14 protein-coding genes are annotated in these 15680 nt (G+C 40.2%); 4 read left to right on the top strand and 10 right to left on the bottom strand.

Annotated elements, in window-relative coordinates; all coding sequences use genetic code 11:
- Positions 1–35: 35 nt before the first annotated feature.
- The gene (locus C5695_RS04535; RefSeq protein WP_117729557.1) at positions 36–3416 is read right to left on the bottom strand and encodes a CheR family methyltransferase; all 3381 of its coding nucleotides are present in this window, start codon (positions 3414–3416) and stop codon (positions 36–38) included.
- A 143-nt stretch (positions 3417–3559) separates the two neighbouring features.
- Between C5695_RS04535 and C5695_RS04530 the strand changes: the two genes are divergently transcribed.
- Positions 3560–4204 carry a spore coat protein gene (locus C5695_RS04530; protein WP_117729555.1) on the top strand — a complete coding sequence of 215 codons (645 nt, stop codon included), beginning with the start codon at positions 3560–3562 and terminating at the stop codon, positions 4202–4204.
- 28 nt (positions 4205–4232) lie between these two features.
- On the opposite strand, the gene C5695_RS04525 is transcribed toward C5695_RS04530, so the two are convergent.
- Positions 4233–5108 carry a hypothetical protein gene (locus C5695_RS04525; protein ID WP_117733007.1) on the bottom strand — a complete coding sequence of 292 codons (876 nt, stop codon included), beginning with the start codon at positions 5106–5108 and terminating at the stop codon, positions 4233–4235.
- Between the two features lie 156 nt (positions 5109–5264).
- A complete protein-coding gene (locus C5695_RS04520; RefSeq protein WP_117733005.1) occupies positions 5265–5771 on the bottom strand; it encodes a YhcN/YlaJ family sporulation lipoprotein in 507 nt (168 codons plus the stop codon).
- A 156-nt stretch (positions 5772–5927) separates the two neighbouring features.
- Between C5695_RS04520 and C5695_RS04515 the strand changes: the two genes are divergently transcribed.
- A complete protein-coding gene (locus tag C5695_RS04515) occupies positions 5928–6332 on the top strand; it encodes a spore coat protein (RefSeq protein ID WP_117729552.1) in 405 nt (134 codons plus the stop codon).
- 34 nt (positions 6333–6366) lie between these two features.
- On the opposite strand, the gene C5695_RS04510 is transcribed toward C5695_RS04515, so the two are convergent.
- The gene (locus C5695_RS04510) at positions 6367–6747 is read right to left on the bottom strand and encodes a hypothetical protein (RefSeq protein WP_117729550.1); all 381 of its coding nucleotides are present in this window, start codon (positions 6745–6747) and stop codon (positions 6367–6369) included.
- A gap of 98 nt (positions 6748–6845) precedes the next feature.
- On the opposite strand from C5695_RS04510, the gene C5695_RS04505 reads away from it, so the two are divergent.
- Both C5695_RS04505 and cspB read left to right on the top strand, forming a co-directional pair.
- Positions 6846–7937, top strand: a complete 1092-nt coding sequence (locus C5695_RS04505; RefSeq protein WP_117729548.1) for a GGDEF domain-containing protein — start codon at positions 6846–6848, stop codon at positions 7935–7937.
- Positions 7938–8148: 211 nt separating this feature from the next.
- Positions 8149–8349, top strand: a complete 201-nt coding sequence (cspB, locus tag C5695_RS04495; protein ID WP_008349061.1) for a cold shock-like protein CspB — start codon at positions 8149–8151, stop codon at positions 8347–8349.
- A 113-nt stretch (positions 8350–8462) separates the two neighbouring features.
- Here cspB and C5695_RS04490 read toward each other — a convergent pair whose 3' ends face one another.
- The 6 genes from C5695_RS04490 to C5695_RS04465 all read right to left on the bottom strand — a co-directional run bounded on the left by C5695_RS04490 (position 8463) and on the right by C5695_RS04465 (position 15231).
- Positions 8463–8822, bottom strand: coding sequence for a hypothetical protein (locus tag C5695_RS04490; protein ID WP_117729546.1), 360 nt, complete (start codon positions 8820–8822; stop codon positions 8463–8465).
- Between the two features lie 13 nt (positions 8823–8835).
- A complete protein-coding gene (locus tag C5695_RS04485; RefSeq protein ID WP_117729544.1) occupies positions 8836–9360 on the bottom strand; it encodes a flavodoxin family protein in 525 nt (174 codons plus the stop codon).
- A 17-nt stretch (positions 9361–9377) separates the two neighbouring features.
- On the bottom strand, positions 9378–10997 hold the full coding sequence (locus C5695_RS04480) for a DHA2 family efflux MFS transporter permease subunit (RefSeq protein WP_117729542.1): 1620 nt from the start codon (positions 10995–10997) through the stop codon (positions 9378–9380).
- A gap of 39 nt (positions 10998–11036) precedes the next feature.
- A complete protein-coding gene (locus tag C5695_RS04475; RefSeq protein ID WP_117729540.1) occupies positions 11037–11669 on the bottom strand; it encodes a biotin/lipoyl-containing protein in 633 nt (210 codons plus the stop codon).
- Between the two features lie 363 nt (positions 11670–12032).
- Entirely contained in the window at positions 12033–13196 is a 1164-nt protein-coding gene (gene yhbH, locus C5695_RS04470) for a sporulation protein YhbH (RefSeq protein WP_117729537.1), read from the bottom strand.
- A 139-nt stretch (positions 13197–13335) separates the two neighbouring features.
- On the bottom strand, positions 13336–15231 hold the full coding sequence (locus C5695_RS04465; RefSeq protein WP_117729535.1) for a PrkA family serine protein kinase: 1896 nt from the start codon (positions 15229–15231) through the stop codon (positions 13336–13338).
- Between the last annotated feature and the right edge of the window lie 449 nt (positions 15232–15680).

The following is a 15680-nucleotide window of genomic DNA, read 5'->3' as shown; positions in this document are numbered from 1 at the left end:
GATGCTGGATGGATTTCATGTAAAACTTGTCTATTTTAGCTCGTTGGAAACGTAATAATCACTCGCGTTCCTTCAAAGCTTTTGCTTTCAAAACGAATGGTGCCACCATGGCTTTCAATGATTTTAATGGTCATCATTAAACCGAGGCCTGTCCCCTTTTCTTTTGTTGTATAAAAAGGTTCACCAAGTTTCCCTATTTCGTCCTCTGGAATCCCCTTGCCTTGATCTTCAAATATCAACATCATTTGATGATGTTTCATGACAGAGGTCACCTTGATAACACCCGTTACACCATCCATCGCTTCAATTCCGTTTTTAAGGATGTTTAGGAAGACTTGCTTCAGTTCATTCGGAATACCTTGAATGTTTGGCAGTGACGGGGATAGATTTTTCTGAATGGACACGCCTTTTAAGACCGCCTGGGATTCAACGACCATGATCACTTCTTCGAGCAGAAGATTGACATGTACCGGCTCAAATTTCACCGATTTGCTTCTAGAAAGCACGAGAAATTCATTGATAATTGCTTCAAGCCGATTGAACTCTGACATCATCACATCTGCATAATCTTTCTGATACTTCTTACTTTGAATCATGAGCTGTAAAAATCCTTTTAATGAGGTCAGCGGGTTCCGTATCTCATGAGCGATTCCCGCTGCAAGCTGCCCAACTGCCGACAGCATCTCTGACTTCATCAGCATCTTCTCTGACTGCTTTTGATTGGTAATATCCTCTGAAATCCGCATCACAGTTGATTGCATTTTGTCAGGATCATCTATTCGGTGTAAAGAGACTCTCTCCCAACGTTCACGTCCAGATAAATCTTGAAAGTACAGCTCACCTGTCCAGCTACCTTCTCTTAAACAAACGTCCCATTGCTTTTCTAAGTCATCACATTGACATAGCGAATGATAGACAGAAAAAATATCTTTGCCGATGAGATCATATTCATGCTGCTGGACAAACTGACAGAACCGCTGATTCACGCATTGGATGACCCCTTCCTCCGTCGCAACAACAATATGAATGTGGCTGTTATCAAGGGCCGTCACCGCGAGATGAAGTGACTGCTTGATTTTCGTCACTTCGGTCATTTTAATCCAAGTCATGACCGCTCCCTCATGTTCTTCATCGAAAATAGGTGTCATGTGAACGGTGAATTGCTCACCTTCGTTCGTTTCAATTCCCCGTTCGATCACGCGCCGATCCGATATGACAGATTGAATATCATGATAGAGCGTTTCCTTCGTAAGCTTTTTAGCCATCGACTGAAATGATTGCTGATGCCTGATTTTCTCTGAAGTAAATAAAGAGGTAGCCGTAGGAGTGTAATAGCGAATATTCATGTCCCGGTCCACAAACAATGTCGCAAGCTCCGGCTTGACAGAAGGTCTGTAAAGCTCTTCTCTTGTCACCTTTAAGTTGTTTATGATATTAATAAAATGCTCGTGTTTTTTCTCAAGCTCCTTTAATTGTGTATTTTTCGCTTTTAATTGAGCCCTTGCCTCCTGCTCCTTTTGTTTGACTTCATTGAGTTCATTTTCTAAATCGACAATACGCTGTTGATAGACTGAATTGTGATCTGACATCCCGTTGTCCCTGCTGTTCTTTTGATTTTTTCCTCTCTCATTCATTCGAATGAGAATGACGTAAACTCCCTTAAAGCGGAGGTCAAAACTTTTCACAGTGAAATCTGCATACTGCTTTCTGCCTTTTTCCGAAATGAGAACATGCTGAAACATAACTTCTGTCTCGTCTGTCCACACTTTTTGAAAGGTCTGACTTAGCATCTCCTTTATATAATCAGGTGTTACATATTCACATGATTGATCTGACACTTCTGTATGGTCTAAAAATGAATACGCACCATTTGATACCGCCAGGATTTTGTCACAATCATTGATGATCATGCATGCGTCATAATCCTCACTTACTTCTTGTATATATTGTGCGGCTCGCTCTTTCAACTCAATATCACGGGCATTATATGCCCAAGGAACTTGAGGTTTTGGAAAGTTTGAATGGGTGTAAATGTTCCATTTTTCATTGAACAAATGAAACAAACGAGGGATATTGGGTACAGTTTCATTTGGCCCTAATATCAACATCCCTTGATCTTTTAAAGCATATTGGAATCGGGACAATACTCGTTTTTGCACTTCAGCCTGGAAGTACATCAGAACATTTCGGCAACTGATAAAATCGAGGTGGATAAAAGGTGAATCGATCAATAAATTGTGAGGTGCAAAGACAATATGTTTTCTAAGCGACTGCTTCACAATAAAAGCGTCACCTTTCCTTTCGAAATATCGCGCCCGCCATTTTTCAGGCATCCTTGCCATAGACTCTACTGAGTAAACACCCTTACTGGCTGTTTGAATGGCTTTCCGGTTGATATCTGTTGCAAATACTTGAAGTTCAATAGACACTTGTCTTCGCTTCATTTCTTCTAAAAATAAGATCGTCAAAGAATAGGCTTCTTCTCCTGTCGAACATCCCGCTACCCAAATACGGCATCGAGATTTCCCGCTTTTCATCGCATTTTCAATGATCGACGGAATGATTTGATGTTCACATACACGAAAAGCCTCCATATCTCTAAAAAAAGAAGTCGTGCCACTTAGAAGCTGTAAGTGCAAACGATCTAGCTCATCTGGTTCTCTTTCTAATAAGTAGTCGTACTCTGATAATAATGAAATCCGTTTCTTTGCGATCCTCATTCGTTTTTGAATGACAGATAGAAATCTTTTCTTTTGGTAGGCTGAAAAGGCAATGCCTTTATACATTTCTAGACGTTCAATGATTCTCAGTAAAACAGGATCTGTCTCATCGATGTGTGGAATGTTGACGATATTGGCGATATAAGCAGCAAGGGTAAAAGGGTCTTTGAATGTTTGTTGATATAAGGTGTCAAAACCACTTTCTACCTCACTGCACGATAAAGCTGTACCGCCTTGCTCAACAAGCTGAAGCAGGCCGCTTCCGACGCAATGACCTTTTTGAAAAAAAATCGCAAAAGCCTCTTCCTTTTGCACATTAGCAAGAGATTGAAAAAACAAGTCCACAGAGCAAGCCTTGCACAGCGGCATCTGCTCTGATAGGTGCAGTCTCTGATCTTCTGTTAACGTCACAACCGCATGCTGTGGACAAAAATAAATCGTTTTCTTCATGACTTTCTCACCATGTTTAATCGTTTTTGCCCGGTAACCAATCGGTAAAACAAGTGCTTCCAAATCAGTTAGACAATCGTCCGTCACATGATTTTGTACAACAATAAAAGAGGCATTTAATTCATGTGGAATTGATTGAAAAAAAGCCTCAAGATGATGCTGTTCAAACGGCGAAACACCGATGCCAATCACTGGTGCCTGCACATGTTCGTCTTCTATCAAACGATTAATGATTTTGTCCTGCATCTGGTACCCCCATGTTCATTCGTCTGATACTTTTTTTCGACAAAAAGGAAGAAAACCCTCTAATTGTAAATAATGTTTTTGCATGAAAAAGGGAAAACATCCTCACATTAAAACAGATTGTATAAACAGAAGGAGGAATCTCAATGCAAAACGATCAACAATCATACGTTCAAGGAAATACTCCCCAGCCTCAATCCAACCATGGTGGGCATGAGCTATTCGATTTACATGAAGTTCTAGCAGGCACAATTAATATTTTGGATCAATACATGATCTTTAGGCAATATATCCAAGATCCTGCATTATCCGACATCTTAGATCGACAATATCAATTCGTATTGTCGCAGTACAATGTCACGGTAGATTGTTTTTCTACTGGACAAAAGCCTAGTGAAGAAACATCTACTTATATGATGAAAGAACAAACACAGATGACATACGGAATAAAACCATCCCAGCCAAAGAAACCAAATCAATCATTACAGGATGTAAAAGACGCAGGAATTACAGGGCATATGCTGGGCCTCGTGAAATCACATGCTGGGTTACTTTCAATGACTTCATTAGAGGTAACAAACCCTGTAGTGAGACGTGTGCTTGCAGCACAAATTCCAAACTTCATTGAAATGGCGTATGAAATTTTCCTATATCAAAACAAACATGGCTATTATCAAGTGCCGCAGCTTACACCTCAAGATATGCAGTCCATGACGTCTTCTTTTGCCCCGATGCAGGGACAAGTTCAAATGCCGTCAAGCAAAGCCAATCAGCAAAAACCACTTCACTAAACAAAAAACGGCTGACCGATTGTTCTGGTCAGCCGTTTTTTGTTTGATAATTCAGCTTAAATTGCTTTTCAAAATCGGTAAGATGTTGACCTGTCGCTTGTTTAAAGCCTCTATCAAAACGGCCGGTTTTCGCCGTTTCCTGCATCATCTCATGTATGATGTCTCGTCCGTAAAGCTGCACCAGCTCATAGATCATATAGTAGCTTTGCAAATAGACATCTGTCTCATACGTCACCCTGGCGTCTTGCCAGTCTTGATCGGAATGAAGAGATTCAAAGGGAATGACGTCGAATTGTTCAGACGTGGCATTTAACACATCATAGGCCGTCCATTCTGCTGTTCCTTCATGGAACCAAAGGGGAAAGATCGCTGGAGACACTTCATAAGAATGAGCTTTTTCATAGAAAACAAAATGAGCATACTCATGAATAAATAACGTCTTGAAAAAGTATAAAGGCAGTGTCTCTTTCTTCAATAACGCTTCCCGTTTATCTGGATATAACCCTATCATTTGATCATGATCGGAGTAGAAACCCGTAATATGCTTGATGCCGGCAAATTGTTCGATCGTCTCTTTATCATCAAAATAAATAATGTCTAAAGGTTTGTCAGTTTCAAACTGAAAGACTGACGCTATCCTCTTCTTTGCCTGATTCATGGCCTCGATTGTCAGATCAACAAAAGCATCCTCTTCCTCTGCATAGTAAATTCGAATATGTTCATAGACTTGCTTATTGAGTCCCTCCGTTAAAATGGTTTTAGGAGAAGACTGCTGCTCTAAATATTGTCCTGTCAGCTGAAATGCAACATACATCAAGTACGCGGTGAAAGCATAAAAAATAAGACCTGCTGCAATCATTCCGCCTACTAGCTTTTTATAAATCAATGACGGCTTGGCTTTCATTTGCTCCCCACCTGAATTCATCCTGCAGCCTCTTTCTCTTTCTATGAAGAAACAAAGATCAACAAGAGGTGATATATTTTTTACTTTATGCATTCAGGTGCGCAAGGTGCGATTCCATAGAAAAAAGCCGCATATGTCATACGGCTTTTGTCGTAGCTATTTTGATTCAGGGAAGATACGTCTGACCGTTTCAGTAAATTCATCGAAAAATCCAGAAATTGGCTCGCCGCTTCTAATACGTTTTCCGTATCCTTCCATACGATCGACAAAGTCTGGATTCGCAGATACATACACGTTGTCGATTTGTTGATCTGTTGATTTCACTTTATCTGAAATTTTCCTTTTCAGATCGTCCGTCACATTGCCGCTTTTATCTCCTTCAAGCATAACGGCTACAAATGCATTTTTCCCTGTGACAAGCACGTTCGCTGATTTCACTTCAGACATATTGGCTACAAGCTCTGACGCCTTATCTGCCACTTTGACCTTCTGAGGTGTTTGAACATTTGGCTCATCCTGCCTCATATTGTCATTCTTGTATGTGACATTTTCATACTGTCGGTTCATTGTTCCTCTTCGCTCATCGCCCTGGTTGTTCATGCCACACCCAGTCGTGATCAATGTTGGAACGAGTAGCAAAGATAGTATCCATTTCTTATTCATCAATTATTTTCCCTCCTTTTGTTCATAGCTTTTTCATCCAGTCGTCTTTTTATGCACACATCCTTTTTTTCAATGGGATGAATTCATAATTCAGCTTTATTTGGTCATCCTAAACATGATGAAGAAGTATCATCACGATCAAATGGAGGGATTCGTTTGTTTAAAAAAAGAAAAGGCATGAGCACTGGCGCAATGATCGCGGCCTCAACAGCCATCATTGCATTATTTTCACCGGTTTTACGAAGAAGGCTGAAAAGCATGACGCAAATGAATATGTCTTCAATGATGAAGGAAAATGGCCATCAGCATCATGACTCGTCCAAGCACGAGTCACAGTCACACGCACGAAAAGAATCAAAAGGAACAGCGGAAGTCGGACAAATGATCAAGCAGGCATTTACAGCTGTTCAGCCAAATCAGACGAACCAGCATCAATCACCATCAAGAACCCATCAGCCAAAAGAGTCTTATGCGCAGTCTCTCCACATTGATGAAAATGTCATGAATGTGATGGATGATGAATCAATCCAGCAAGTGCTCAATGACATCGAGCACAAATAATAAAACAGGAGCCTTCTGAAATAGAGGCTCCTGTTTATTCTCCTGAAAAATGTTCTTTCACCAGCACAGAGAAGAAAGGTAAAAAGGTGATTTCGACTGTTGTCATAAAATCGCCATAAGCATCTACTATGATTAAAAGTTCCTTCTCATATTGATTGTCCTTTTTTATCTCTGCATGCTTCACATTTTTAAAATCATAAATGCCTAAAATAGATCCATCTTTTTTCCGAACAGCTTTTAACGCAAATTCTTGACTTCCAAGGTACATCTTGACAACGAATCGCTCGTCTTGATTCTCAAATCGAAATGTCAGGCTTTGATATTCAATAGGCATTCCTTTCTCGAACCTTTCATCAGGCTCCGTTTCAAAAAAAGAAAGCAAGTCCGTTTCATCTGGGAAGCGTTTTCCTTGCATGTGTTTCGATCCCCTCATAAGTGAAATTTTTATTAATTATCCTTTTTCCCCTTTTCTTTTGCAACAAATTTTAGTAGTTTTAAAAAGGTGATTTTATTTTGCTAAGAGACCTCTTTATCAATTTAACAATTCTTGTCACATTCCATTATTTATTTATGCTTGTGTTTAAAGAGAATTTTCTGAAGAAAGAAGATACCCTGATCAGACAGTTATGCAAAGGCATTCTTTCTGGATTACTCGGTGTCCTTTTAATGTTCTTCTCTATTAAAACAGGACCAGCTATCATCGATTTAAGACATATTCCCCTTATTTTAACGGCCTTTTATGGAGGCATCGCCCAAACAATCATTGCAGCCTGTGTTGTCATCATTGGTCGATTATTATTCGAAGCCAACATCGCTTCTTTCATCAATATTTTTTCGATGATGATCATCGCAACAGCTTCTTTTTTTATTGCTGAGCGCCATATGAGTCATGTTGTGAAAATGCTTTTGTCCATTACAATCAGCAACATACTTGCAACTATTTTGTTTATTACGATTGCACATGAGACTTCTATTGAAGTCCATTCCGCCTATTGGATATTCTCATATGTAGCTGGATTGTTTAATTTTTACGTCATTGAGCATCAAACAAAAGCATATCAACTGTTAAATCTGTATAAGTTCCAAGCTCATTATGACTTTTTAACAGGTGTTTTAAATAAACGGAAGTTCGATGAGATCTTAAGTGATGCTTTTTCTATGAAATTAAAGCAGCCTATCTATCAAATGTCCCTTATTTACTTAGACATCGATTACTTCAAATCCATCAATGACCAATATGGGCATCATGAAGGAGATATTGTTTTAAAAGAAATTGGAAAAAGGCTGATTAAAAACACAAGAAGCTCTGATTATATTGGACGGATCGGCGGTGAGGAGTTCGCTGTCCTTCTACCAAATTGTACGGTTGAAAAAACATGGCAGATTGCAGAACGTTTGAGGAAAAAAATCTCAGATCAACCGATTTATTTACAAAATGGTATGTCCATTCATATCACAGTATCACTTGGATGTGCTTATTCCGCTGGAACAAGTGCAAACATCAATCAATTACCGATTATGGCCGATCAGGAGCTCTATAAAGCGAAGCAGTCTGGTCGAAATCAAGTGAGCTTTTCAGAGAGAAAAAGAAACCATTTAACATAGGCTTTTTCCTCAATTTGTTAGCGCTAATTATTTTTAAAAAAGTTTTCGTTTAACAGTTGTTTTTTCCCGCAAACACTGGTAAAGTAAAGGTAATTATTTTTGTTCGTATCATCTTTAAGAAGAAAGTTTTGAAAGAGTTTTCGTCTTTGAAGTTTGTGTAAGAGCAAGAATAGTGAATTTAAGCGTTAAGATCGCTTTAGGAGGAAATTTCATGTTAGAAGGTAAAGTAAAATGGTTCAACTCTGAAAAAGGTTTCGGATTCATCGAAGTAGAAGGTCAAGACGATGTATTCGTTCACTTCTCTGCTATCCAAGGCGAAGGCTTCAAAACTTTAGAAGAAGGTCAATCAGTTTCTTTCGAAATCGTTGAAGGTAACCGTGGACCGCAAGCTGCTAACGTTAACAAAGCGTAATTTAAGAGCATCTGCTCTTTAGCACTTTATAGAGTGAAGAAAAACCGCTCGGCTTCTGCCGGCGGTTTTTTTATATCGCATAAAAAAAGAGAACCTAACGAGAGGTTCTCTTTTTATTTGTCCTTCTGTTTTAGCTTCTGTAAAGCAGAACGATACATATCATCATTCATTTTTGTCTCTGTTTCTTCTTCCTTGACAGGTGGTTCTGGCTGCTTAAACTTTTGAAGCGCCTGTCTATAGAAATCATCGCCAGACACGCGTTCATCCGTTTGAGAAGGCTCTGACGCTTCCTCTTTTTCTTCAGGCTCTACAGGTCTTGCCGCAACTTTTGGCTCACTGCGGGCCACGTCAGGCTGATTACGTACATCTTCTTTGATCTCTTCCTTCTCGACCGAAGCGTGTCTGACATTGAACGCTACTAATCCGATAATGACTAGAACAGCAGCTACTAACGCTACAATAATCGTCGCCAAAAGAACCCTCTCCTTATCGCTTAAATGACGCAGTGACTGTTGCTACACGTCTTCCTAATGCTTTTCCGAGTTCAATACCTTCTGTAGAAATCAATTCATCAGAATCAATCGGACATGTCACACCTGCTCCATAGTAAGAACCGTATAAAGCATTCTCTGGCACATTTCCAGGAAGGCCAACAACAAGCATCCCTTGGTGAAACATTGGTGTAATCAAATTATGCATCGTCATTTCTAAACCGCCGTGCGTTGTAGCAGTTGTACAGAAAACGGCACCGACTTTATCGATCAGTTTTCCTTCTGCCCATAAGTAGCCAAGACGGTCAATCCATGTCTTTAACCCAGAACTAATGGTACCAAAGTGACCAGGGCAGCCCCAAATGATCGCATCCATTTGATCCAGCTTGCGAATATCCGCATCTTTCACATGATCGATGAATACTTCAGCTTGCTCTGTTTCACCTGCGCCTGCTGCAATAGCTTCTGCAAGTGCTTTTGTATGGTCACCTTCACTATCGTATACGACATAAATTTTCATGTACGGTCCCTCCACACTTATCTTGCATCTTGATTGGCTTCCTTAGGTGCTGGAAGCAGTGTCATTTCTTGTTTCTTCAGCTGCTGGTCTTTTCGCTTTTTATCCTTACGTACATCACGTAGGAACAGGCTTAAAATGACACCAGCTGCACAGAATAACGTCACCCACATGTAAGCATCATTAATACCCATCACATTTGAATCGACCTGTGCTTTCGTAAAGAGCTGAGTGGATACATATTTTTGAGCAGCTTCAGCTGTCATGCCCATATGATGCATCACATTCGATACAGCCGCTTGAAATGAATTCATAAAGAACGGGTCAGTTGTATTTGTTTGATCCGCCATATTGGAATAATGGAACGTAGTACGATTCGTATAAATCGTTGTGATCAAACTCGTACCGATTGAACCGCTTATTTGTCTTAATGTATTCGACATCGCCGTACCATGACTGTTTAAGTGCTGTGGTAATTGGTTCATCCCTGCTGTCATCACGGGCATCATCAAGAGTGACATCCCAAATGCACGCACTGCATACATGAGCACAATGTGACTATATGATGTATCAATGGTCAGCCTTGTAAACTCGAATGTGGTGACAACGGTAATGAGCATCCCCACAATCGCAAGTGGACGAGGTCCAAATTTATCAAACAAGATCCCTGAAATCGGGGACATAATGAGCATCGCAAGTGCCCCTGGAAGCATTAATAGCCCGGATTGCAATGCCGTAAACCCAACGAGGTTCTGCAGATAAATCGGTAATAAGAACATCCCAGTATATAAGGCAACTGTAATAATAATATTGATCACACTTGATAATGAGAAAATGCTGTATTTAAACACACGGAAATCAAGCATCGGATTATCAGCTTTCAGCTGTTGGAAAATAAAGAGAATGATCGCAATCGCACCAATAATAATCGTAGATAGGACGATCGGATCTGTCCAACCATCACTTCCGGCTTCACTTACTCCATATAGAAGCGAAGCAAAACCAACGATGGAAAGAATCGCACCAAGGCTGTCTAGCTTGATTTTTTTCGGCTCTACAATATTTTTAAACATAAAGAAAGCCGCGATAATGACAATCGCTCCGATTGGTACAAGTCCATAAAACATAATACGCCAAGAATAATGTTCAATAATGTAACCAGATAATGTTGGTCCTACAGCAGGAGCAAACATCATCGCCAGACCGAAAATCCCCATTCCTTTCCCTCTGTTTTCTGGAGGGAAAATAAAAAGGATTGTTGTCATGACGAGCGGCTGTAAGATACCGCCGCCGACAGCCTGAATCAAGCGGCCAATGAGCATAGTCGAAAAGTTCGGCGCTATACCGCAAATAAAAGTCCCTAGTGTAAACGAGATCATGGCCACTAGGAATAAACTGCGCTGTCCAAAGCGTGTGATTAAAAACGCAGATAACGGAATCAGCACACCGTTGACAAGCATGTATCCTGTCGTAAGCCACTGAATCGTCGTTGCACTCACATTAAATTCAGTCATTAAATGGGGCATGGCTACGTTCAGAAGCGTTTGGTTCAAAATCGCTACGAACAAGCCGGCCATTAAAATGATCAGTAAAGACAAGGAGCCTGCTCCCTGTTTTGTCGCTGCAGGTTGATTTGCCATCTCAGACAACCTCCTTTCATTTTTTGATATCAATCATCATTAAGATGAAATTTTGACAGAAGCATTCATACCAGGAAGTACTTTGTCTGATGGATTTTTAATTGAAATTTTCACTGCGACTTTTTGTGTGACTTTTGTATAGTTACCGCTTGAATTTGATGCTGGCAGCATGTTGAATGTTGAGTTTGTCGCATAACCAATTTGTTCAACTGTTCCTTCAAATGTAGTATCAGGATCACCATCTACCACGATGTCGACTTTGTCGCCTTTTTCAATGTTTTTAATGTCTGTTTCTTTGATATTCGCTGTGATGTAAAGCTTGCTTAAATCAATTGTTTCTCCAAGAACTGTACCAGGCTGCACTTGTTGGTTGTTTTGTATTTCTTTTTTGACTAATGTGCCATCAGCCACTGCTTTAATGTTTGTTTTAGCTTCTCCTTCAACTTTTGCAACTGTGCTGTCTTTTTCCACTTCGTCACCTTCATTGATATCCCAGCCTTTGATTTGTCCAGCTGCTGGTGCTGTGATTTGATACATGTCACCTGTTACTTTCGCCTCGTCAGTTTTAACAAAGTTTGTGCTTTCGTAGTAGTAATAAGCACCTCCGGCAATAATGGCAAGAATCACAATAAGGCCAATAATATTCGTTAGCAATAAACGCCCTCTGTTCATGTTTTGTTTCTCCTTTCATGTATAAGAATATAGTGTCATCTGCTTTAGCAAACTTAGAATGCCCATCATCTGACAGAATATGAAACAAGCTCATAAAGCTGTCATTTCCCCTTCATCTGCCCCGCATGAATAATGGTGTGCAGCCCATTTATACTTATTGTTCACTCATGAGCAAAGAGCAGAAAAAGAAGAAAAGACGATCGACATCTTTTTTGAAAAACTTATATTTAACAAGATTAAATATTAATAAATGAAAATTGAAATGTCAAAGAGAAAGTTTTACTTTTTTTCTGGTGATCCCTTCCTTCTCCACACAAAAAACCCTTCAGCCCTTATGCTGAAAGGTTTTTTCAAATGTGCTATTTACGAAAGAACTTCTTCCTGTTGAAAAAATTTTTTTAGTGCCAAAAAGACGTCTGATTTTTGCTTCAAAATATAATGCTTAAATTTCTCATCCTGAATATGCTTATACGCTGACATTAATGTAGAATGCCGATTGTATTGATTTACTTCACCATAGCAAAATAGGTTGGATTTTTTCATAATTTCAGAAACAAGCTTCACGCACCTCGCATTGTCTGAGGTCAAATTGTCCCCATCAGAAAAATGAAAAGGATAAATATTATATCTGGATGGCGGGTATCGTTCGTCTATGAGCTCTAGTGCCTTTCGATAGACAGACGAGCAAATGGTTCCTCCGCTCTCGCCCCGCGAAAAGAAATGCTCTTCGTCGACGACCTTCGCTTCCGTATGATGGGCAATAAATTCAATATCGACAGTCTCATACTTTGTCCGTAAGAAACGTGTCATCCAAAAGAAAAAACTCCTCGCCATATATTTCTCCCAAAGCCCCATACTTCCGCTCGTATCCATCATCGCCAAAACGACAGCTTTCGACTCTGGTTTGGTCACTTCATTCCATGTCTTATATTTGATATCCTCCGGGTAAATTGGATAAAAGGAAGGGCTACCTGTCATCGCATTTCGTTTAAATGCTGACAGCATCGTTCGTTTTTTATGAATATTGCCTGTTAACCCGGTTTTGCGAATATCGTTAAACTCAATTTGCTCAACAATGATATCGTCAAGCTCCTTTTGTTTCAGGTTTGGCAGCTCTAGTTCACGAAACAGCGCTTCCTCAAGATCCATTAATGAGACTTCTGCTTCGTAATAATCGTCACCAGCCTGATCTCCAGCGCCCTGCCCCTTTCCTTGCCCTTGCTTACTGTCTGATCCATCGCGCGCAACAATATCCCCAACCTCACTGTCTCCATCGCCTTGACCCACATGCTTATTTTTGTCGTAGTTATACCGAATTTTATATTCATCTAACGAACGAATCGGAATTTTGACAACATCTTTTCCGTTAGACATGATAATGCTTTCTTCTGTGACAAGATCCGGCAAATTGTTTTTAATCGCTTCTTTGACTTTTTTCTGATGACGCTGCTGGTCGTCATAGCCTTTTCGATGGAGGGACCAGTCTTCCTGAGACACAATAAACTGACTTTTTTCTTGCCGGGACATCCATCCCCCTCCTCACCTATTCGCACAATTCTTCTAACCATCGATTCCTTTATCCTATGCTGCTCGTCACCCGAGTTGACGCTCATTTCTAAAAAAGACATTACTGGTGCATGTGCGCCAATAATGCCTCCTTCATTTATTAACGATTCAGAAGACTGCCTACATATTTTAAAAGTTCATTTGCACTTGTTGAATTATAGCCATGTTCATCAATTAATCTAGCCACTACCTCATTCACCTTCTTCAACTGCTGTTCATCCGGTGTTTTCGTCGATGTCGTAATTTTCACTACATCTTTTAGGTCAGCAAACAGCTTCTTCTGAATCGCCTCCCGTAATCTCTCATGAGAATTATAATCAAAGCGCTTCCCCTTCCTTGCATAAGCCGAAATGCGAATCAAAATTTCCTCTCTAAATGCCTTTTTAGCATTTTCAGAAATCCCAATCTGCTCCTCAATTGAACGCATGAGTTTTTCATCAGGATTCATTTCTTCACCGGTTAACGGATCTCGCAATTTATTTTTGTTGCAGTATGCCTCGACATTATCTAAGTAATTATCCATGAGCGTTTTCGCAGACTCCTCATATGAATACACAAATGCCTTTTGAACTTCCTTCTTCGCAATATCATCGTATTCTTTTCGCGCGACAGAAATAAAATTCAAATAACGATCCCGGTCCTCGCTGGAGATCGACGGATGCTGATCAAGCCCTTCTTTTAACGATCGAAGGACATCCAGCGCATTGATCGATTCCATATTCTTTCGAATAATAGTGGAGGAAATGCGGTTAATCACATACCGTGGATCAATTCCGCTCATCCCTTCATCATGAAATTCCTTTTTCATCTCATCAATATCAGCAGATTGAAAGCCTTCGACACTTTCTCCGTCATATAGACGCATTTTTTTCACCAAATCAATATCAGAACGCTTCGGCTCTTTGAGTCTAGTTAAAATGGAGAACATCGCTGCCACCTTCAGCGTATGCGGGGCAATATGCACATCTGCGACATCACTTTCTGAAATCATTTTATGATAAATACGCTCTTCCTCCGTCACCTTCAAGTTATAAGGAATCGGCATCACAATAATTCTTGAATGCAGCGCCTCGTTCTTTTTATTTGAAATAAACGACCGGTACTCGGTTTCATTCGTATGAGCAACGATCAATTCATCTGCACTAATCAAGGCAAAACGACCAGCTTTAAAATTTCCTTCTTGCGTTAATGAAAGAAGATGCCATAGGAATTTCTCATCACACTTTAACATCTCTTGAAACTCCATCATCCCTCGGTTTGCTTTATTAAGTTCTCCATCAAAGCGGTAGGCACGCGGGTCTGACTCTGATCCAAATTCAGCAATCGTTGAAAAATCAATGCTGCCTGTTAAATCGGCAATATCCTGAGATTTCGGATCAGATGGACTAAAGGTTCCAATACCGGTTCGTTTATCCTCTGAGAAAAAGATCCGCTCTACCCTTACATCCTCAATTCGGCCGCCGTACTCCTCTTCAAGCCTCATCATATTCAGAGGCGACAAATTCCCCTGCACACGAATACCATATTCTCTATAAAAATCCTCCCGCAGATTTTGCGGAATGAGATGAAGCGGGTCTTCATGCATAGGGCAGCCTTTGATCGCATAAACTGCGCCATGATCTGTCAGTGAATATTCTTCTAGTCCTCTTTTCAGTCTAGTGACAAGCGTAGATTTCCCTCCGCTTACTGGTCCCATTAATAACAAAATACGCTTCCTCACATCGAGCCGTTTGGCAGCAGGATGAAAATATTCCTCCACTAACCGTTCCAATGATTCCTCTAGCCCAAAAAGCTCCTGATCAAAAAATTTGTAGGTTCTGACCCCATTCTCCTCTTCAACCCCGCTGTCCTTAATCATATGATAAACGCGAGAATGAGCAGATTGAGCGACAAGTGGATTTGCTTTAATAATGTCTAAATAATCGCTGAATGTGCCCTCCCATTTGAGACGCTGCTCTTCTTCTCTGTGCTGTTCAATTTTCTTTAAAATATCCATATGAACCTCCTCTTTCAAGATTGAAGCTAGTAATCAGATACTGTTTTACAATCTATGCGAAGGCGTCCTATTACATGCTTTCGTTCTTCAAAATGACGAATTGGCAAACTGAATTGACAACCATCCGCAAGACCCTTCATAATAAAGGAAAAACAGGAGAAAACTGAACGACTTCTTCTGCTTTTCAAGGCGAACTTCACATCATATGAAACAGGCAGCGAAAGGAACAAAGGGATAAGGGGGAGCTTATATGAGAACGGTCATTATGATGGGCGTCATCATTACGTTTTTAGTATCCATTTTCACAGCTGGCTACGAAGGCAAGCCTGGTAAATGAAAAAAAGGATGTTCCGCTAATGGAACATCCTTTTGCGTTTAAATTGTTGTTTTCTTCACTTCCATCTCGACTGTATCACCGTTACTGCTTGATGATCTCATGTGATATCTGT

The sequence above is a fragment of the Bacillus pumilus genome (assembly GCF_003431975.1).
Classification (GTDB): domain Bacteria; phylum Bacillota; class Bacilli; order Bacillales; family Bacillaceae; genus Bacillus; species Bacillus pumilus_N.
Note: the sequence above shows the minus strand (reverse complement) of the source record. Positions and strands in the feature narration are given on the sequence as shown.

Coding starts and splice junctions, on each gene's coding strand:
- C5695_RS04475 (WP_117729540.1), bottom strand. CDS start 11,669: ATGAACAGAGGGCGTTTATTGCTAACGAATATTATTGGCCTTATTGTG.
- yhbH (WP_117729537.1), bottom strand. CDS start 13,196: ATGTCCCGGCAAGAAAAAAGTCAGTTTATTGTGTCTCAGGAAGACTGG.
- C5695_RS04510 (WP_117729550.1), bottom strand. CDS start 6,747: ATGCAAGGAAAACGCTTCCCAGATGAAACGGACTTGCTTTCTTTTTTT.
- C5695_RS04465 (WP_117729535.1), bottom strand. CDS start 15,231: ATGGATATTTTAAAGAAAATTGAACAGCACAGAGAAGAAGAGCAGCGT.
- C5695_RS04480 (WP_117729542.1), bottom strand. CDS start 10,997: ATGGCAAATCAACCTGCAGCGACAAAACAGGGAGCAGGCTCCTTGTCT.
- C5695_RS04520 (WP_117733005.1), bottom strand. CDS start 5,771: ATGAATAAGAAATGGATACTATCTTTGCTACTCGTTCCAACATTGATC.
- C5695_RS04535 (WP_117729557.1), bottom strand. CDS start 3,416: ATGCAGGACAAAATCATTAATCGTTTGATAGAAGACGAACATGTGCAG.
- C5695_RS04525 (WP_117733007.1), bottom strand. CDS start 5,108: ATGAAAGCCAAGCCGTCATTGATTTATAAAAAGCTAGTAGGCGGAATG.
- C5695_RS04485 (WP_117729544.1), bottom strand. CDS start 9,360: ATGAAAATTTATGTCGTATACGATAGTGAAGGTGACCATACAAAAGCA.
- C5695_RS04530 (WP_117729555.1), top strand. CDS start 3,560: ATGCAAAACGATCAACAATCATACGTTCAAGGAAATACTCCCCAGCCT.
- cspB (WP_008349061.1), top strand. CDS start 8,149: ATGTTAGAAGGTAAAGTAAAATGGTTCAACTCTGAAAAAGGTTTCGGA.